At 64.8% G+C, this 18208-nt stretch carries 15 protein-coding genes; 10 read left to right on the plus strand and 5 right to left on the minus strand.

The genetic code is table 11. The annotated features are described in order from the left end of the window. The first annotated feature begins 3 nt into the window (after nucleotides 1–3). Nucleotides 4–3207: an efflux RND transporter permease subunit gene (locus AT984_RS07750; protein ID WP_058719604.1), complete on the plus strand. Its 3204-nt coding sequence runs from the start codon at nucleotides 4–6 to the stop codon at nucleotides 3205–3207. Between the two features lie 61 nt (nucleotides 3208–3268). Here the strand turns inward: AT984_RS07750 and AT984_RS07755 are convergent, their stop codons facing one another. Both AT984_RS07755 and AT984_RS07760 read right to left on the minus strand, forming a co-directional pair. Continuing rightward, nucleotides 3269–4699 carry an FAD-binding oxidoreductase gene (locus AT984_RS07755; RefSeq protein ID WP_058719605.1) on the minus strand — a complete coding sequence of 477 codons (1431 nt, stop codon included), beginning with the start codon at nucleotides 4697–4699 and terminating at the stop codon, nucleotides 3269–3271. Beyond that, nucleotides 4696–5121, minus strand: a complete 426-nt coding sequence (locus tag AT984_RS07760) for a DUF2069 domain-containing protein (protein ID WP_058719606.1) — start codon at nucleotides 5119–5121, stop codon at nucleotides 4696–4698. Before AT984_RS07760 ends, AT984_RS07755 begins: the two co-directional genes overlap by 4 nt. An 18-nt stretch (nucleotides 5122–5139) precedes the next feature. Between AT984_RS07760 and AT984_RS07765 the strand changes: the two genes are divergently transcribed. Beyond that, entirely contained in the window at nucleotides 5140–6432 is a 1293-nt protein-coding gene (locus AT984_RS07765; RefSeq protein WP_082679854.1) for a YihY family inner membrane protein, read from the plus strand. Here AT984_RS07765 and AT984_RS07770 read toward each other — a convergent pair. After that, nucleotides 6423–7001, minus strand: coding sequence for a helix-turn-helix domain-containing protein (locus AT984_RS07770; protein WP_058719607.1), 579 nt, complete (start codon nucleotides 6999–7001; stop codon nucleotides 6423–6425). The two genes, AT984_RS07765 and AT984_RS07770, sit on opposite strands and share 10 nt — an antisense overlap. 105 nt (nucleotides 7002–7106) lie before the next feature. On the opposite strand from AT984_RS07770, the gene kbl reads away from it, so the two are divergent. From kbl to AT984_RS07790, 4 genes are all read left to right on the plus strand, one after another. Next, complete coding sequence (kbl, locus tag AT984_RS07775) at nucleotides 7107–8312, plus strand: glycine C-acetyltransferase (protein WP_058719608.1); 1206 nt, start codon at nucleotides 7107–7109, stop codon at nucleotides 8310–8312. Between the two features lie 44 nt (nucleotides 8313–8356). Beyond that, nucleotides 8357–9301, plus strand: coding sequence for an NAD-dependent epimerase/dehydratase family protein (locus AT984_RS07780; RefSeq protein ID WP_058719609.1), 945 nt, complete (start codon nucleotides 8357–8359; stop codon nucleotides 9299–9301). A gap of 56 nt (nucleotides 9302–9357) precedes the next feature. Further along, the gene (locus tag AT984_RS07785) at nucleotides 9358–10356 is read left to right on the plus strand and encodes a MipA/OmpV family protein (RefSeq protein ID WP_058719610.1); all 999 of its coding nucleotides are present in this window, start codon (nucleotides 9358–9360) and stop codon (nucleotides 10354–10356) included. 82 nt (nucleotides 10357–10438) lie between these two features. Continuing rightward, complete coding sequence (locus AT984_RS07790) at nucleotides 10439–11740, plus strand: glycerate kinase type-2 family protein (protein ID WP_058719611.1); 1302 nt, start codon at nucleotides 10439–10441, stop codon at nucleotides 11738–11740. Nucleotides 11741–11746: 6 nt separating this feature from the next. Here AT984_RS07790 and AT984_RS07795 read toward each other — a convergent pair whose 3' ends face one another. After that, the gene (locus tag AT984_RS07795; protein ID WP_058719612.1) at nucleotides 11747–12547 is read right to left on the minus strand and encodes an alpha/beta fold hydrolase; all 801 of its coding nucleotides are present in this window, start codon (nucleotides 12545–12547) and stop codon (nucleotides 11747–11749) included. A 27-nt stretch (nucleotides 12548–12574) separates the two neighbouring features. Beyond that, entirely contained in the window at nucleotides 12575–13879 is a 1305-nt protein-coding gene (locus tag AT984_RS07800) for an O-acetylhomoserine aminocarboxypropyltransferase (RefSeq protein ID WP_058719613.1), read from the minus strand. 98 nt (nucleotides 13880–13977) lie between these two features. On the opposite strand from AT984_RS07800, the gene AT984_RS07805 reads away from it, so the two are divergent. The 4 genes from AT984_RS07805 (at nucleotide 13978) to AT984_RS07820 (ending at nucleotide 18204) form a co-directional block, all read left to right on the plus strand. Next, nucleotides 13978–14448 (plus strand): CBS domain-containing protein, encoded by a 471-nt coding sequence (locus AT984_RS07805; RefSeq protein ID WP_058719614.1) that lies wholly within the window; start codon nucleotides 13978–13980, stop codon nucleotides 14446–14448. Nucleotides 14449–14558: 110 nt separating this feature from the next. Next, nucleotides 14559–15665, plus strand: a complete 1107-nt coding sequence (gene aroC, locus AT984_RS07810; protein WP_058719615.1) for a chorismate synthase — start codon at nucleotides 14559–14561, stop codon at nucleotides 15663–15665. Beyond that, nucleotides 15662–16858 (plus strand): MFS transporter, encoded by a 1197-nt coding sequence (locus tag AT984_RS07815; protein ID WP_231741582.1) that lies wholly within the window; start codon nucleotides 15662–15664, stop codon nucleotides 16856–16858. The genes aroC and AT984_RS07815 overlap by 4 nt, the downstream gene beginning before the upstream one ends. Before the next feature lie 164 nt (nucleotides 16859–17022). Continuing rightward, nucleotides 17023–18204, plus strand: coding sequence for an efflux RND transporter periplasmic adaptor subunit (locus AT984_RS07820; RefSeq protein ID WP_082679855.1), 1182 nt, complete (start codon nucleotides 17023–17025; stop codon nucleotides 18202–18204). Nucleotides 18205–18208 lie beyond the last annotated feature (4 nt).

The raw sequence follows: 18208 nt of genomic DNA on the forward strand, positions 1-18208 counted from the left end.
CCCATGTTTCTCTCAGACTTCAGTATCAAAAAGCCCATCGCGGCCCTGGTCATCATCATCTCGCTGATGTGCTTGGGGCTGCTGGCCCTGAAGAACTTGCGCGTCAACCAGATCCCGGATGTGCAAGAGCCGATGTTGGTGATCAACATCAACTACCCCGGCGCATCACCCGAAACGGTGGAGCGCGAGGTGCTCAACCGCATCGAGAAATCTCTGCAAAGCATTTCCGGCATCAGTCGGGTGCGGGCCACCGCGCGTGAAGGCAATGCCAGCTTCTTTCTGATCTTCAACTTCAAGAAGAACATGATCGAGGCGGCCGAGGAGGTGCGCAACGCCATCGCCACGGTGCGCTACAAGCTGCCGACAGAAATCCGCGAGCCGGTGATCGAGCGCATTGACCCCAGCGCCGAGCCCATCATGCAGCTGGCCCTGTCCAGCACCACCCAAACCCACGCCGAAATTTCCCGCTTGGCGGAGGATCAGCTGGCGGACAAGTTCCGCGGGATCCCCGGCGTCTCGGTGGTCTATGTGAACGGTGCGCTCAAACGCGAGTTGAGCGTGCTGCTGCGGGCCGAAAAATTGCGCGAGTACCGCGTCTCGGTGTCCGAGGTGGTGAATGCCTTGCGCAGCCAGAACGTCAGCGCCCCGGTGGGCAAGGTGCGTGGCACGCTGGAGGATCAAAGCATCCGCCTGGCCGGCCGTATCGAAAGCCCCGAGGAGTTCCAGCAAATTGTCATTCGCCGCAGCGGCAATGAGCTGATCCGGCTCGGCCAAGTGGCCTTGATCAGCGATGGCTTTGCCGAGCTCAGCGGCTTCAGCGTGCGCAACGGCCACCCCAATGTGGGCCTGTCCATCAACCGCGCGCGCGATGCCTCCACCGTGACGGTGGCCAATCAAGTGCGCAAGCTGATCGATGAGCTTAATGCCAACCTGCCCAAGGGCAGCAAGCTGGAAATCACCCGCGACGGCGGCAAGGAAGCGGAAGACAACCTCAACAACGTCATCCACGCGCTGGTGTTCGGCGCCGGCTTGACCATCTTTGTGGTCTACATCTTCCTCAACTCCTGGCGCTCCACCCTGATCACGGCGCTGAGCTTGCCGACCTCGGTGATTGCCGCCTTCATCGCCGTTTGGCTGTGTGGCTTCACGCTCAATTTCATGAGCTTGCTGGGCTTGTCACTGGCCATCGGCGTGCTGATTGATGACGCCATCGTGGTGCGCGAGAACATCGTGCGGCATATGGAGCGCGGCGCCGACCGGCGCAGCGCAGCTTTGAACGGCACCGCCGAAATCGGCCTGGCCGTGGCCGCCACCACCTTCTCCATCGTGGCGGTGTTTGTGCCGGTGGCTTTCATGCCCGGCGGTGCGGGTGAATGGTTCCGACCTTTCGCCGTCACCGTGGTGGCCTCGGTGTTGGTGAGCTTGTTCATCTCCTTCACCCTGGATCCCATGCTGTCGGCCTATTGGGGCGACCCACCGGGCCATCACCATGCGCCCAAGACCGGCATCTCCAAGCAGCTCGCCCGTTTCAACGACTGGTTTGACCATCAAAGCGACCGCTACGGCAACGTCATCGCCTGGGCCTTGCATCACCGGCGCTGGATGGCGGCCTTTGCGGTGCTGAGCCTGATCGCGGCGATTGTTCTGCAAGCCAAGTTCGGCGGCTCAAGTTTCTTGCCGGCCTCCGACAACGGCATGCTGGCGATTGATGTGCGCAGCCCGGCTAGCAGCAATTTGGAATACTCCCGCCGCAAGCTCGAGGGCGCCGCCATGTTGGCGCGCAGCATCCCGGAAGTGGTGGCCACGAACAGCAATGTGAACTCGGGTGGTGGTCGCATCTATGTGGACATCGGCAAGAGCACTGAGCGCAAGCGCTCGGCCGCCGAGATCGCCGTGGACCTGCGCGGCAAAGTGGCCCGCCTGGTGGGCGCCGAGTATGTGGTGCTGGACGACTTCAACAACGGCGCGCAAAAGCCGGTGCAGATCCGCTTCTCCGGGCCCGACTCACGCAAGCTGCAGGAGATCACCACTGAATTCATGGCCAAGCTACGCCAGGTCAAGGGCGCGGTGGACGTGGGCCTGTCCGAGCAAGATCCGCAGAACGAGTTGCAGATCGAGCTGAACCGCGGCTTGGCCAATTCCCTGGGCATCTCGGTGGGCGATGCGGCACAAGCTTTGCGCGTGGCCTTTGCCGGCGTTGAGGTGGGCGACTGGGTTGACCCGACCGGTGAAGCCCGCGATGTCGCCGTGCGCCTGCATCCCGATGACCGGGTGGATCTGAGCAATATCGAGCGCCTGCCCATCGCCGTGACCGGCACCAACCAGATGGTGCCGCTGGAGCAGATCGCCACGGTCAGCATGGGTCGCGGCCCGTCCAAGATCGAGCATGCCGACGGCAAACGCACCATCACCGTGGCCGCCAACGCACAAGACCGCTCGGCCGGCGAGGTGACTGCAGACGCGATGAAGATCGCCAAGGCCATGAGCTACCCGCCCGGCTATGGCATCGACCTGGAAGGCTCCTCGCGCGAGCAAGAAGAAGTGTTTGGCGCCATGGGCATCGCCCTGATCAGCGGCATCGGACTGATGTATCTGATTTTGGTGATGCAGTTCAGCTCCTTCACTGCGCCGCTGGCGGTGATGCTGTCCTTGCCGCTCTCGCTGATCGGCGTGGTCTTGGCCTTGTTGATGACCAAGGGCACGCTCAATCTGATGAGCTTCATTGGCGTGATCATGTTGATGGGCTTGGTGGCCAAGAACGCCATCCTCTTGCTCGACGCCGCGCGCCAGTTGGAGGCCGAGGGCGTTGACCGTGAGGAAGCGCTGATGCAAGCCGGCCGCAAGCGCCTGCGGCCCATCTTGATGACGACGTTTGCCCTGATCGCCGGCATGATGCCGGTGGCCATCGGCATCGGCGAGGGGGGCGAGTTCTATCGCCCCATGGCCGTGGCCATCATCGGCGGCACCATTACCTCGACCTTGCTGACCTTGTTGGTGGTGCCCAGTTTCTACGACAGCATCGAGCAAGCCCGCGACCGCGCCATCGCCAAGTTCCACCGGCGTGAACCGCGTTGGGGCAGCTTTGTGGCCTTCTGTCTGACCGTGGGCGAAGCGCTGATGGCCTTGCTGATGCTGCGCCTGGTGTGGCGCTTAGCTACCCGTTTGCTTGGCCGTTTGGTGGGCCAGCGCGCGGTGTTGGGTCGCTAAGCAGCCCTGGCGCTAGGGGCTGAAGGGTCAGTCCCAGTTGCCGCGTTGCGGCAGCTGGGGCTTACAACAAGCGCCCTGGATTGAATACACCCTGCGGGTCCAGCGCGCTCTTGATGGACCGCATCAGCGCCAAGGCGACCGGATCTTTGCGCTGCGCCAACTCCTCGCGTTTGAGCTGGCCGATGCCGTGCTCGGCCGAAATCGAACCGCCAAACTGCTGTACCGCGTCGTAGACAAGACGGTTGATGGCTGGCTCTTGCGTGGCCAGAAATTCCGCCGCGCTGACACCTTCGGGTGCTTGCACGTTGTAGTGCAGATTGCCGTCCCCCAGATGGCCGAAGGTGATCAGTCGCACGCCTGGGAAGGCCGCCCGCAAAGCCGCATCGGTGGCCGCCACAAAGGCGGGGATGCGCGAAACGGGTAGGGCGATGTCGTGCTTGATATTGAGCCCTTCTTTGCTCTGCGCCATGGAGATCGACTCACGCAGCTGCCACATGGTGTGGCTCTGCGCCAGGCTTTGGGCGACAGCGGCGTCTTGCACCAGGCCGCGGTCCACGGCCTCACTCAGCAGCTGCTCCAGCTGCGCTTGCGCATGGGCCTCGTTTTCGCTGTCTGAGAGTTCCAGCAAGACCGTCCAGGGGCTGGGCGCCAGGGGCTGTACCAGCTGCGGCAGATGGCGGCGCAGCAAGGTCATGGCTGCATCGTTCATCAACTCAAACGCCGTCAGCGAAGCGCCCACCTGGGCTTGCGCCAAGGCCAGCAAGGCCACCGTGGCATTCAGATCGGCGCAAGTGGCCAGGGCCGTCAGCTGCGCCTTCGGTGCCGGATAGAGCTTGAGCGTGGCCGCCGTGATGATGCCCAGCGTGCCCTCGCTGCCGATGAATAAGTGGCGCAGGTCATAGCCGGTGTTGTCCTTGCGCAGGCCGCTCAGGCCAGACCAGATGTCGCCGCTGGCTGTGACCACTTCCAGGCCCAGACACAGCTCGCGGGCATTGCCATAACGCAGCACTTGCGTGCCACCGGCATTGCTGGCGAGATTGCCGCCAATGGTGCAGCTGCCTTCCGAGGCCAGGCTCAGCGGGAACAGCAGGCCCTTTTCAGCGGCGGCTTCCTGTACAGCTTGCAAGCTGCAGCCGGCTTCTACCGTCAGGGTCAAGTTCGCTTCATCGAGTTCGCACACGGCATGCAGTCTCCGCAAGCTCAGCAGGATCTGGCTGCCGCTGGCATCCGGCACGCCGCCGCCCACAAGACCCGTATTGCCGCCTTGCGGCACGATGCTCACGCCATGTGCCGCGCACAGGCGCACCACGGCGGCGACTTGCTCGGTGTTGCTGGGGCTGGCCACTGCCAGGGCGCGGCCTTGGTAGCGGCCGCGCCAGTCTTTTTCAAAGGCTGACAAATCCTCCTCTGTGCCACCGCTCGCTAAGCCAACACGCAGGCCTGCCTCGCCGAGCAAATCGCGCAGCGCCGTCAGCAAGGACATTTGATTCATGCGCTTGCAGGTTCAGTGCTGTTCGCGTTCGCGGCTTTGGCCGCGGCAATGCGCAAGCGCACATGCATGGCACAGGCCACAAAAATCAGCACACTCAGCAGCACTTCCAGCGATCCCAGCCAGACCGCAGGGCCGGCTTCACTGGTGGCGCGCACGGCGCCTTCGGCAAAGTAAAGCCAAATCATCAGGCTCAGCCAGCGGAAGGTGTAGAGCCGGTAGCGCCACAAGCCCAGCATGGGCAGCAGCAGGGGCAAGGCCTTGATGGCCAGGGTGCCGCGGCCGGTGGGCGCCAGCCATAACTCCCAAGCTAAGCAGAGCAGGAAGAGGGCGATCAGCGAGCCCAGGGCCAGCAGGCGGGTCATCGCCTCGCGCTGGCTGGCTTGGGTGCGGGAGGTAGGTGTGAGGGGCGTGGTGGACGACATGCTGGCATCATAGCCAGCATGAGCATTTCTTCTCCGTCCAAGGGCCACAGCTTGCGCCCTGTCATCAGCACTTCCGCATCCGCGCCCAGCCGCCATTTCGACCGCATTCGTAGCAGCCGCTTGTGGCTGGTTCTGGTCAATCTGCGCACTCGTTTTCTGGAAGAACACCTGGGCCTGACCGCCGGCAGCCTGACCTTCACTACGCTGATTTCGCTGGTACCGCTGATCACCGTGATGCTGGCCTTGTTCACCGCCTTCCCCATGTTTTCCTCTTTTCAGGGCGCCTTGGAGAAGTACTTTCTACAAAACCTGATTCCCATCAACATCGCCCGGCCGGTGATGACGGGCCTGACCCAGTTCGCCATGAAGGCCAAGGGCCTGGGTGCCATGGGCCTGGCTTTTCTGGGCATCACCGCGCTGGCCTTGATGCTGACCATCGACCGCACCCTGAACCTGATCTGGCGGGTCAAGCGGCCGCGTCCCCTGGCGCAACGCGTGCTGGTTTACTGGGCGGCTTTGACGCTGGGCCCGCTGATTCTGGGCGGCAGCATCGCGCTGACCAGCTATGCCGTCACCACGGGCCGAGATTTGCTGGGCGACTTGGCCGGCAACTGGTTCATCGGCTTCAATGTGGTGCAGGTTTTGATTCTTGCGGGCGGCGTGGCGGGCTTGTTCCACTATGTGCCCAATACCCATGTGCGCTGGCGCCATGCGGCGGTGGGTGGGCTATTTGTTGCCCTGGCCTTCACGGCGGCCAAGTCTGGCTTGGCTTGGTACTTGAAAGCAGTGCCGACTTACTCAACGCTGTACGGCGCCTTTGCCATCGTGCCCATCTTCCTGATCTGGCTCTACCTGGGCTGGGTGATCATGCTGATCGGCGCCGTGCTGGCAGCCAATGCGCCCAGCCTGGGCGGCGGCATGCCGCGCCGGCCGGATACGCCGGGCGTGAGTTTTGCCTTGGCGCTGGATGTGTTGCGTGAGTTGTGGCGCGTGCAGGGCACGGGCCAGGGCGGCCTGGCCAGCTCGCAGCTGGCGCATGCAATCCGAGTGGACCCGCTGCAGCTAGAGGGCGTGCTGGATAGCCTCGTTGGCCTGGACTGGATCGGGCGCCTGGAAGAGGGCGGGGCGCAGCGCTTGGTGCTGCTCTGCCAGCCTAGTCTGACGCCTGCGCACCGGCTGCTCAATGCCATGCTGGCCGAACGAAGCACCGCGCTGGCGCCGCTGTGGCAGCGCAGTGACTGGGATCGCTTGACGCTGGCTGATTTGCTGGCTGATTTGCTCGCCGAGCCGCAGGGCGCCCCTCAGGCGTGAAGCACCACCAGCAAGGCCACCGCCGGCTGCTTGCTGCTATTGCGAATGGCGTGCGGCCCATCCACCGCATAACGCGCAGTTTCGCCGGCGCTCAGGGTCTGTGAAGCGCCGCCGGCGCTGACCACCAAATGGCCTTTGAGCACGCTCAAGTGCTCGCGCGAGCCGGGCTGATGAGCGGCGGATTCCAGCGCACCGCCGGGCTGCACCGTCAGCTCATACCACTCGAATTGCCCGGCCAGATCAATGGGCCCGAGGATGCGCAATTGGCACAACCCGTCCGGGCTGCTCATGCCCGGTGTGGCGTGGGCGGGCACGGTTTCGATGGCCGGCGGCGCGCTGCGCTCGCCGCCCAGCAGCTCCGTCAGCTCCACCCGAAGGGCATTGGCCAGGCGCCAAACCACCGCGACGGTCGGGTTTGCCTGATTGCGTTCAATCTGCGACAACATGGACTTGGACACCCCCGCGCGGCGTGAGAGCTCGTCCAGCGACAAGCCCTGTGCTTGCCGCAGCGCTTGCAAAGTGGCGCCCACCTTGGGGGGCTCGAGACTCTCTGGATTCGTGAGCGACATGCTTGACCTTGGTTTTGAAATCCTGGATACTGCACACGAATTCGATATATCGAACTGTGTTCAATTTAATGAATTGTGCATCAAGCGCACAGCGGGAGACAAGCGATGGCCAGCACGCAAGACTTTTATGCCCATATCCAGGCCGAATTGGCCGGCATCCGCGAGGCGGGGCTTTACAAGAGCGAACGCGTCATCACCGGCGCGCAAGGCGCGGTGGTGCACACGAATGACGGCCGCGAGGTCATCAATCTCTGCGCCAACAACTACCTGGGCTTGTCCTCGCACCCGCAAGTGATCGAAGCGGCGCATGAGGCCTTGCGCACGCATGGCTACGGCCTGTCTTCGGTGCGCTTCATCTGCGGCACGCAGGATCTGCACAAGACGCTGGAGCAGCGTCTGTCCAAGTTCCTGGGCACCGAGGACACCATCCTCTACGCCGCAGCCTTTGACGCCAACGGCGGCCTGTTCGAGCCCCTGCTGGGCGAGCAAGACGCCATCATCAGCGATGAGCTGAACCACGCCTCCATCATCGACGGCATTCGCCTGTGCAAGGCCAAGCGCTTCCGCTACAAGCACAACGATCTGGCCGATCTGCAGGTCCAGTTGGAAGCAGCCAAGGCGGCCGGCGCTCGCCACACCATGGTCTTCACTGACGGCGTGTTCTCGATGGACGGCACCATCGCCCAGCTGGACAAGATCCGCGCCCTGTGCGACCAGTACGGCGCGCTGCTGGGCATTGATGAATGCCACGCCAGCGGTTTTCTGGGCAAAACCGGCCGCGGCACGCATGAATACCGCGGTGTGTTTGGCAAGATCGACATCATCACCGGCACCCTGGGCAAGGCCTTGGGCGGCGCATCGGGCGGCTTCACCTCCGGCCGCAAGGAAGTGATTGAGTTGCTGCGTCAGCGCTCGCGCCCCTATCTGTTCAGCAACACGGTGGCGCCCAGCATTGTGGGCGCCTCGATCGCGGTGCTGGATCTGCTGGAAGCCTCCACCGCCCTGCGCGACAAGCTCGAAGCCAATACCGCCTATTTCCGCGTCGCCATCCAGGCCGCCGGCTTTGAGATCAAGCCCGGCACCCACCCCATCGTGCCCATCATGGTCTACGACGCGGTAATGGCACAGCGCTTGAGCGCCCGCATTCTGGAGCTGGGCATTTATGCCGTGGGCTTCTTCTTCCCCGTGGTGCCCAAGGGCCAGGCGCGCATCCGCGTGCAGGTGTCCGCCGGGCATGAGCGTGAGCATCTTGAAAAAGCCGTGGCCGCCTTTACCCAGGCCGGCCGCGAACTGGGCCTGATCAAGGCCTGAGCCCATTCTTCAGCAGTAGCAAGTCAGCAAGCAGTTTCAAAGACATGACCAAGATCCTCATCATCGGTGCCAACGGCCAGATCGGCTCTGAATTGGCCCAAGAGCTGGCCCTGCGCCACGGCGACGTCAACATCATCACCAGCGACCTGGCCCCGCAAGGCCGGGTGCCGCAACTGGTGCATGAGATGCTGGACGTCACCGATGCAGCCGCGCTGGCCACCGTGGTCAAGCGCCACGGCATCACGCAGATCTATCACCTGGCGGCCGCCTTGTCGGCCACCGGCGAGAAGCATCCGATGTGGGCCTGGGACTTGAACATGAAGGGCTTGCTCAATGTGCTGGAACTGGCTCGGGTGCAAAAGCTGGAGCGCATTTTCTGGCCCAGTTCCATCGCCGCCTTTGGCCCCTCGACGCCTACCCATGACACGCCGCAAACCTGCGTAATGGACCCGACCACGGTCTACGGCATCTCCAAGCTGGCAGGTGAGCGCTGGTGCGCTTGGTACCACGCCAACCACGGTGTGGACGTGCGCAGCCTGCGTTACCCCGGCCTGATCAGCTACAAAACCCCGCCCGGCGGCGGCACCACCGACTACGCGGTGGACATCTTCCACCACGCCCTCAAGACCGGCAGCTACAGCTGCTTCCTGGAGCAGGGTCAGGGCTTGCCGATGATGTATATGCCTGACGCTCTGCGCGCCACCATCGAGCTGATGGAAGCACCGGCGGAGGCGATCAAGCAGCGCGGCTCCTACAACCTGGCCGGCGTGAGCTTCACGCCAGCGCAGATGGCTGCCGCCATCCGTGAGCACCTGCCCACCTTCGAGATCAGCTACGCGCCCGATTTCCGTCAAGCCATTGCCGCCAGCTGGCCGCAGCGCATCGACGACAGCGAGGCCAGCAAGGACTGGGGCTGGCAGCTCAAGTACGACTTGCGCGCCATCGTGGCCGATATGCTCAAGGAACTGGCCGCGCTTTCCCGCGCCTGATCCGCTTTTGTAGGGGGTGACGGTTTCTGGCGCCAAACCCAGCTAAGCTGGGGCGCATGGCCCCCTTCAATCTGCCGTTGGTTTGGCTTCTTGGCTTGGCTGCGATACAGCCCGGCCTGGCGCTGGGGCAAGCCCTGACCCCGGCCGATGCAGCGGCCAGCGCCGCCTTGCCAGCGGCAGGTGGCTCAAATGCCAACGCTGCGGCCAGTGCGGCGACCACGCCCGACCTGACAAAGGCCCAAGCGCCTGGCCCAGGTTTGCCCCCTGCGCCCGCAGTCACCTCTGCAGAGGAACCGTCTTGGTTCACCATGCCGGGCGATGACTTTCACTACCTGATCGGTGCCAGTGCCAGCTACAACCCCGAGTACGCGGGCGCCCGGCGCATGTCGGCAGGTTTGAAGCCCATGTGGGCCGCAAGTTGGGGCAAGTGGCGTTTGTCCAGCTCCGGCGGTGCGGGCTTGATGGGCTTCGGGCTTGAGTCCATCGGCCCAGGCTCGGGCGCCAGCCGTGATTTGCTGCGCAGCGAGAAGCTGCGTCTGGGCCTGAGCTTGCGCTTGGACAATGGCCGCGACAGCCAGGCGGCCGCTTACACCGAGGGCCTGCCCGATGTGCCGCGCACCGTGCGCCTGCGCTTTTACGCGAGCTATGTGCTGACTCCCGAGTGGCAGCTGTCCGCCGCCTGGAGCCAGGATGCCCTGGGCCGACAGGGCGGCGCCAACTTCGATGTGAATCTGGCCCGCCGCCTCTTCCGCTCCAGCAGCAGCGAGCTGATGGCCGGACTGAGCCTGAGTGCCAGCGATAGCCGCTACATGCGCAGCTATTTCGGCGTGCCGCCCGATAGCCCGGCCGCGAAGCGCCTGGGTCAGAGCTTTGAGCCCGGAGCGGGGCTCAATGAGCTGGGTCTGAGTCTGTCTTACATTCGCGCGCTGACGCCGCGTTGGATGTTCAATGCCAACGCCGGTGCGATGAGTTTGTTGGGTCCCGCGGCGGCAAGCCCGCTGACCGAGCGGCGCTACGGCTATAGCCTCAATATGGGGATAGGCTATCGGAACTGAGTCTTCTTGCATGGGCTGGGTTGCCGTCCCTTTGTGAGTACGATCACCGTCATCGCCCCGCTTGAACTCACTGCTCGCCACCATGACCCAGCACGCCCCCAGCCAAGCGCTTGATGAGCGCGAACTTCTGCTCAAGCTGTTTCAAGCCGCTGTCACTGCGGTTGACCCTTTGCAGGTGGTCGGCCCGGCTTTGCCAGCGCGCCCGCAGCAGGGGCGGGTGATTGTGCTGGGCGCCGGCAAGGCGGCGGCGCGCATGGCGCTGGCGGTGGAGCAGGCTTGGCCTGTGCAGGCTCCCGGCGCGGAAGTATCCGGCCTGGTGGTGACCCGCTACGGCCATGGCGAAGCGACCTCGCGCATCCAGGTCTTGCAGGCCGGTCATCCGCACAGCGACTCCGCCAGCGCCGATGCGGCCCTGCAGATGCTGGCCCTGGCGGGCAGTGCGCAGGCCGAGGACCTGGTCATCGCCCTCATTTCTGGCGGCGGTTCGGCCTTGCTGAGCTTGCCGGCGGAGGGCGTCAATGCCGCCGACAAGCGCCAGGTCTGCGCCCAGTTGCTGAAAAGCGGCGCGCCCATCAGCGAGATCAACTGCGTGCGCAGCCAGCTCTCGGCCATCAAGGGTGGCAAGCTGGCCGAGGCGTGCGGCGCGGCGCGGCTGCTGACGCTGGTGATCTCCGATGTGCCGGGCGATGACCCGGCCGTGGTGGCCTCCGGCCCCACCTTGCCCAGCCACAGCACACCGGCCCTGGCGCTGGAGGTCTTGCAGCGGCATCGCATCGAGATGCCCGACTCGGTTCGGCTGCACCTGCTGCGCAGCCAGGACCTGAGCCCTGCGCAGGTTAAGCCCGTGGCGGGCCCGCGCGAGGTCAAGGTGCTGGCCACGGCGCAGATGAGTCTGGAGGCCGCCGCTGCCGTGGCGCGCCAGCATGGCTTGCTGCCGCTGATTTTGGGCGGCAGCTTGGAGGGCGAATCGCGCGATGTGGCGGCGGTGCATGCCGGCATCGCCCGGCAGATCCGCCAATTCCAGCAGCCGGTGGCGGCGCCTTGCGTGATTCTCAGCGGTGGCGAAACGACGGTGACGGTGCGCGGCAACGGCCGCGGTGGGCGCAATGCCGAGTTCTTGCTGGCCTTGGCGCTGAGCGGCGCCGATGTGCCCGAGCTGCATGCGCTGGCTTGCGACACCGATGGCATCGACGGCGTGGAAGACAATGCCGGCGCGCTGTTGAGCCCCGCCAGCCTGGCGCGCGCGGCTGACTTGGGCCTATCCGCCGCCGACCATTTGCAGCGCAACGATGCTTATCACTTCTTCAAGGCCTTGGATGATCTGGTCGTGACCGGCCCGACGCGCACCAACGTCAACGACTTCCGCGCCATCCTCTTGCGTTGATTCGCACTAGGCCAAAGCCACGCGCAGCGCAGCCAGCAAGGCATCGGGCGCCTCGGCCATCAGCGAGTGGCCGCAGGGCAGGCGGCTCACCTTGGCCTTGAGGGCATCGGCCAAAACCTGGCTTTGCTTGGGCGCCGTCATCTGGTCACGCTCACCGAGGATGAAGCTGACGGGACATTGCACCTTGGCCGCAGCCTCCAGGCCACCCGCGTAGGCGTCGCACAGGCGGAAGTCGTGCTCGAACAGATTCACACCGGTCTGCTTGCCCTGGATGCGGCGCTTGAGCGCAATCTCGCCGCCTTGCAACCAGCTGCCCGGGCCGGGATAGGACGGCTTAGCCGCCCAGCTGGCGAATGAAAAGGCGTTGACCATCTGAATGGCGCGATCGGGCGTGTCGCGGGCGGTGTTCAGCAGGGCTTCCGACACCTTCATCGGATAGGCCGTGCCCAGCATGGCCAGCTGGCTGCAGCGTTCGGGCGCTTGGGCGGCGGCCTCGAGTGCGATCAGCGAGCCCATGCTGTGCCCCACCAGGGCAGCTTTGCTCAGGCCGGCTGCGCCCAGCAGTTGCCAGACCCAAGCGCCCAGGGCGGGGATATCGTTGAGCACCGCGCCCTCGCTGCGCCCATGGCCGGGCAGGTCCACCGCCAGCACGCTGTGGCCGTGATGGGCGAACCAGCGCGCCAGCAGCGTCCACACGCTGTGGTCGTTCAAGGCGCCGTGGATGAAGACGACGCAGGGCAGGCTGGGGTCCAGGGGCTTGCCGCCCGTGTAGGCATAAGCCTGATGTCCGTTAACGCTCAATTTCATCGTGCTGTTCTCGATTCACTGGCTGGCTTACTTCGAGGCGAGCTTGAGGGCCCGCTTCAGGTCGTCAATCAAATCGTCGGCATCTTCCAGGCCGATCGACAGGCGAATGGTGCCGGGCGTGATGCCGGCTTGCGCCAGCGCCGCATCGTCCATACGGAAATGCGTGGTGGACGCCGGGTGGATGACCAGCGAGCGGCAGTCGCCCACATTGGCCAGGTGGGAAAAAATCTTCAGCGCTTCGATGAAGGTTTTGCCCTGCGCCCGGGTGCCCTTCAAATCAAAGCTGAACACCGAGCCGCAGCCACGCGGCAGCAACTGCTGGGCCAGCGCGTAGTCAGGGTGGCTGCTCAGGCCGGGGTAGCCCACGCGGGCGACGCCCGGCTGGCCGGCCAAAAACTCGGCTACCTTCTGTGCGTTCTGCACATGGCGCTGCATGCGCAGGGACAGGGTCTCGATGCCTTGCAGAATCAGCCAGGCGGTATGCGGGCTCATGCAGGCGCCGAAGTCGCGCAAGCCCTCGCGGCGGGCGCGCAGCAAGAAGGCGCCCACCGTGCTTTCCTCGGTGAACACCATGCCGTGAAAGCCGGCATAGGGCTCGCACAACTCGGGGAAGAGGCCGTGGCGGGCATGCGCCGCTTCCCAATCAAAGTTGCCGCTGTCCACCAGCACGCCGCCCACCACGGTGCCGTGGCCACTGAGGAATTTGGTGGCCGAGTGGTAGACCAGGTCGGCGCCATGCTCGAAGGGGCGCTGCAGATAGGGCGTGGTCAGGGTGGCATCCACCAGCAAGGGCAGGCCGGCGGCGTGGGCGATGTCGGCAATGCGCGGGATGTCCAGCACGTCCAGGCCTGGGTTGCCCAAGGTTTCACCGAACAGCAGCTTGGTGTTGGGCTGAATCGCGGCCTTCCATCCATCGATATCGCCGGGGCGCACAAAGGTGGTGGCGATGCCGAAGCGGCTTAGGGTGTAGTGCAGCAGGTTGTGTGAGCCACCGTAAAGCGCGCTGCTGGCGACGATGTGGGAGCCAGCACCCGCCAGCGTGGCGATGGCCAGGTGCAAGGCCGCTTGGCCGCTGCTGGTGGCAACGGCGCCAACGCCGCCTTCCAGGGCCGCCACGCGTTCTTCGAACACGGCGGTGGTGGGGTTGGAGATGCGGCTGTAGACATGGCCGGCGCGCTCCAAGTTGAACAGCGAGGCGGCGTGCTCGGCGCTGTCGAAGACGAAAGAGGTCGTCAGGTGCAAGGGCGTGGCGCGTGCGCCCGTTGTCGGATCGGGGGCAGCCCCGGCGTGTAGCGCCAAGGTGTCAAAAGCGGGGTCCGCATAGCCGGCCATGGTGTCTCCATCCTGTTTGATGCGCAGATTGTGTGCTATGTTTCTCACCAGTATTTGACTTGCAGGGCTGAGGCCCGATTCAGAGGAGTAAACAAGCCATGAAAGTCGTCGACATCCTGCGCGTCAAGGGCGGCACGCTGTTCACCGTGACCCCCGATGAGGGCTTGGCCCAGGCCGTGGCCACCATGTCCGAGCGTGATATCGGCTCGCTAGTGGTGATGGAGCATGGCGATCTGGTCGGCATGCTGACCTTCCGCGAAGTGATCGCCGCGATCGCCCGCAACGGCGGCTCGGTCGGAACCAGCTTGGTGCGCAGCGTGATGGACGACCATCCGCTGACCTGCACGCCCGAAACCGAAATCGACGAAGTGCGCCGCATGATGCTGGGCCGCCACGCCCGCTATATGCCGGTGCTGAACGGCCGCACCCTGATGGGCGTCATTTCTTTCTACGACGTGGCCAAGGCCGTGGTGGATGGTCAGGACTTTGAGAACCGCATGCTCAAGGCCTATATCCGCGACTGGCCGGTGGAAGACAACCCCGAAACGGCGGGCGAATCCAAGCTGTGAGGCTTGGCATTCAGCCTGAATCGGCACGACGCAAAAGCGGCCCGCGAGGGCCGTTTTTTTATGCCCCGATAGAATGAATCCTTGAGTCTCAGCAGGCAAATAGGTTCCCCATGTCAGGCAGCACTTTCGGCGAGTTGTTTCGTGTCACCAATTTCGGCGAAAGCCATGGCCCGGCCATCGGCTGTGTGATCGACGGTTGCCCACCCGGCCTAGCCCTGAGCGAGGCCGATATCCAGCCCGAGTTGGACCGCCGCCGCCCCGGCACCTCGCGCCACGTCACCCAGCGCAATGAGCCCGATGCGGTGGAAATTCTGTCCGGCGTCTATGAAGGCATGACCACCGGCACGCCGATCTGCCTGCTTATCAAGAACACCGATCAGCGCAGCAAGGACTACGGCAATATCCTCGACACCTTCCGCCCCGGCCACGCCGACTACAGCTACTGGCGCAAATACGGCCTGCGCGACCCGCGCGGTGGTGGCCGCAGCTCGGCGCGGCTGACCGCACCGATGGTGGGCGCCGGCGCAGTGGCGCGCAAATGGCTGAAACAGCAGCATGGCGTGGAGTTCCGCGGCTGCATGACCCAGCTGGGCGAGATTGAGATTCCCTTCGAGGGCTGGGAGCATGTGGGCAACAACCCCTTCTTCGCCGCCAACGCCAGCAAGATTGCCGAGCTGGAAAGCTATATGGACGCGCTGCGCAAGAGCGGCGATTCCGTGGGCGCGCGCATCCGCGTCGAGGCTACCGGCGTGCCGGTGGGTCTGGGCGAGCCGCTGTTTGACAAGCTCGACGCCGATATCGCCTACGCCCTGATGGGCATCAACGCCGTCAAGGGCGTGGAGATCGGCGAGGGCTTCGGCGTCGTGGCCCAGCGCGGCAGCGCCCACGGCGACGAGCTGACCCCGCTGGGTTTCGCCAGCAATAACTCGGGCGGCGTGTTGGGCGGTATCTCCACCGGCCAGGACATCGTGGCTTCGATTGCCATCAAGCCGACCAGCTCCATCCGTACGCCCAAGGCCTCCATCAACCGCGCCGGTGAGCCGGCCGTGGTGGAGACCTTTGGCCGTCATGACCCCTGCGTTGGCATTCGCGCCACGCCCATCGCCGAGGCCATGCTGGCCCTGGTGCTGATGGACCATGTGCTGCGCCACCGCGCTCAGTGTGGTGATGTGCAGCTGCCGATCGAGGCGATTGCCGCGCTGGCACCCAAGGCTTGAACCAGCCCCTGGTGCCATCTGAGCGCACGCTGCGCGCCTGCGCAGCCCTGTCTTTCGCTTACTTCGCTGCCATCGGCGGCTTCAACCCTTTTGCACCGCTTTGGTACAAGGAGCTGGGCCTGCCGGTGTTTGCCATCGGCGTGCTCGTGTCCTTGCAGAGCTGGACCCGGCTGTTTGCGCCCTATGCCTGGGGCGCGCTGGCGGATCGCAGCGGCAAGCGCGTAGCCATCATCCGCTGGGCGGCCTTGGCCAGCTTTGTGGCGGCTCTGGGCTTTGTGCTGCTGCCGCCGCATTTCGCCAGCCTGAGCGTGGCCATCTTCCTGATGTTCAGCTTCAACGCCGCCATCGTGCCTTTGAGCGAAACGGTGGTGGCCGCGCAGCTCAGCGATGGCCAGGGCGGCATGGATGCGCGCCGCTATGGCCGCGTGCGGGTCTGGGGTTCGGTGGGCTTTTTGCTGACCGTGGTGCTGGCGGGCTGGCTCTTTCAGGTCTACGGCATGCAGGTGTTTGGTGCCGTGACCTTAGTCTTGCTCGGCGTGGTGGTGCTGATGGCCTGGCGCATGCCCGAGCAGGCCGCCACGCCGCACGCGCATTCGGAAGTTGCCGCCGATCTGCCCATCCGCCAGGTGCTGGCGCAGCCCCGGGTGGCCTGGTTCTTTGCCGGCGTGTTCCTGACGGTGCTGGCGCATTCGGCGCTGTATGCCTTTTTCAGTCTTTATCTTGATTCACTGGCCTATGGCAAGCAGACGGTGGGCTTGCTCTGGGCCGTGTCGGTGCTGGTGGAGATTGCCTGGTTCGCCCTGCAGGGCCGCATGCTGGAGCGCGGCACCTTGCACCACTGGCTGATTGGCGCGGCCTTGCTGACTGCCTTGCGCTTTGCCCTGACCGCCGGCTTTGGTGGCAGCTTGACGGTTTTGCTGCTGGCGCAATGCACCCATGCGATCACCTTCGCGGCTCAGCACACTGCCTGCATCGGGCTGGTGTCGCGCTATTTTCCGGGGCGCCTGCGCGGGCGCGGCCAGGCCCTGTATTCGGTGCTGGGCTATGGCTTTTCTGGCGTGCTGGGCGGCGTCGGTGGTGCCTGGCTGATCGCCCATCAAGGTTATGCGGCCGTGTTCTGGGCCGCCAGTGCGGCGGCCTTGGGCGGCGCCTGGTGCTGTTGGCGTAGCTTGAAGCTCGACGCTGCTTCCTGATTGATCCCGAGCCGGCGCAGATCATCCCCGGCTTTCAGCAGTTCATCGCAGTGGCCCTGGCAATGCCAAGGCCCGTCCCTACACTCCGGCCCATTCAGACTGCGCTGGCTGCCCGATAGATCAATCGTTTCGGTGGGCCGGTGCTAATTGCACAGGGGACGGACATGACAAGTATTCGCTTGGGATCAAAGCGTAAGGTGTGGATTGCCGGGGCATCGTTGGCTGCCGTGTTGGCGGCGGGCTCGGGCCTGGCGGTCTACGCCAGCAAAGGCGGGGAGGCCAAGCCCAAGGCGCCGGCCGACAAGCAGGGCGCCGTCGCGGTGCTGGAGTTCACGCCCGCCGAGGTCACGCAGCCCGGCCGTTTCAGCATGCCCGGCATGATTGAATTCTCCGGCCCGCTGGTGGCGCCAGGCACGGTGATCGTGCGGGCGAAGGCCGGTGGCAGCCTGCTGAATCTGGCCGTGGCCGAAGGCAGCCGGGTCAAGGCCGGCCAGACCCTGGGCCTGATCGACCTGGAAGAGCTGCGCTTGCGCATTGCCGAGCGCAGCGCAGCGGTGGAGTCAGCCAAGGCCCAGTTGGATCAGGCCGAGCGTCATTTCAAGGCCAGCCAAGGCTTGGCCGCGCAGAATTTCATTGCCTCCACCGCGCTGGATACCTCGCGTGCCGCACAGGAAGCCGCCAAGGCGCAGGTGCTGTCGGCCAAGGCCCAGCTCGATACGGCGCAGTCTTTGTACAAGCAAGCAGCGTTGGTGGCGCCCATCAGCGGCATCGTCGCCAAGCGCTATGCGGTGGCCGGTGAAAAGCTGGCGGCCGAGCAGCAAGTGCTGAGCATTGTTGATTTGAGCAAGCTGGAGCTGGCCGGCTTGGTGGGCACGCATGAGGTCAGCCGCCTCAAGCCGGGCATGGCGGTGCAGGTTAAGGTGGAAGGGGTGGAGCAAACGGTGGAGGCGCGCATCAGCCGCATCGCCCCGGCGGCAGAAGCCGGTACCCGCTCGATCGGCGTGACGCTGGAGCTAGCCAACCCGGGCGAAACCCTGCGCGCTGGCCAATACGCCATGGCCCGTGTGGCCCTGCCGGACGACACGCAACGCCTGACCCTGCCCGAAACCGCGCTGAGCAGCAGCGGCGGCCAGGATCAGGTTTGGATGATCGAGGGCGGCAGCTTGGTGCGCCGCATCGTCACCACCGGCCGGCGCGATACCCGCGAGGGTCGTGTCGAGGTGCTACAAGGCCTGGACGCCAAAGCTCAGGTGCTGGCAACCCGCTTTGACAACCTCAAAGAGGGTGCCAAGGTGGCCGTGGTGGCCAGCAAGACCAAGGTGGCCAGCTCGGCCGCCGTTCGCTAAGGGG

It is taken from the genome of Paucibacter sp. KCTC 42545, assembly GCF_001477625.1.
Classification (GTDB): domain Bacteria; phylum Pseudomonadota; class Gammaproteobacteria; order Burkholderiales; family Burkholderiaceae_C; genus Paucibacter_A.

Excerpts from the sequence above, each read along its gene's own strand:
- AT984_RS07750 (WP_058719604.1), top strand. The coding sequence starts at position 4 with ATGTTTCTCTCAGACTTCAGTATCAAAAAGCCCATCGCGGCCCTGGTC.
- AT984_RS07755 (WP_058719605.1), bottom strand. The coding sequence starts at position 4,699 with ATGAATCAAATGTCCTTGCTGACGGCGCTGCGCGATTTGCTCGGCGAG.
- AT984_RS07760 (WP_058719606.1), bottom strand. The coding sequence starts at position 5,121 with ATGTCGTCCACCACGCCCCTCACACCTACCTCCCGCACCCAAGCCAGC.
- AT984_RS07765 (WP_082679854.1), top strand. The coding sequence starts at position 5,140 with ATGAGCATTTCTTCTCCGTCCAAGGGCCACAGCTTGCGCCCTGTCATC.
- AT984_RS07770 (WP_058719607.1), bottom strand. The coding sequence starts at position 7,001 with ATGTCGCTCACGAATCCAGAGAGTCTCGAGCCCCCCAAGGTGGGCGCC.
- kbl (WP_058719608.1), top strand. The coding sequence starts at position 7,107 with ATGGCCAGCACGCAAGACTTTTATGCCCATATCCAGGCCGAATTGGCC.
- AT984_RS07780 (WP_058719609.1), top strand. The coding sequence starts at position 8,357 with ATGACCAAGATCCTCATCATCGGTGCCAACGGCCAGATCGGCTCTGAA.
- AT984_RS07785 (WP_058719610.1), top strand. The coding sequence starts at position 9,358 with ATGGCCCCCTTCAATCTGCCGTTGGTTTGGCTTCTTGGCTTGGCTGCG.
- AT984_RS07790 (WP_058719611.1), top strand. The coding sequence starts at position 10,439 with ATGACCCAGCACGCCCCCAGCCAAGCGCTTGATGAGCGCGAACTTCTG.
- AT984_RS07795 (WP_058719612.1), bottom strand. The coding sequence starts at position 12,547 with ATGAAATTGAGCGTTAACGGACATCAGGCTTATGCCTACACGGGCGGC.
- AT984_RS07800 (WP_058719613.1), bottom strand. The coding sequence starts at position 13,879 with ATGGCCGGCTATGCGGACCCCGCTTTTGACACCTTGGCGCTACACGCC.
- AT984_RS07805 (WP_058719614.1), top strand. The coding sequence starts at position 13,978 with ATGAAAGTCGTCGACATCCTGCGCGTCAAGGGCGGCACGCTGTTCACC.
- aroC (WP_058719615.1), top strand. The coding sequence starts at position 14,559 with ATGTCAGGCAGCACTTTCGGCGAGTTGTTTCGTGTCACCAATTTCGGC.
- AT984_RS07820 (WP_082679855.1), top strand. The coding sequence starts at position 17,023 with ATGACAAGTATTCGCTTGGGATCAAAGCGTAAGGTGTGGATTGCCGGG.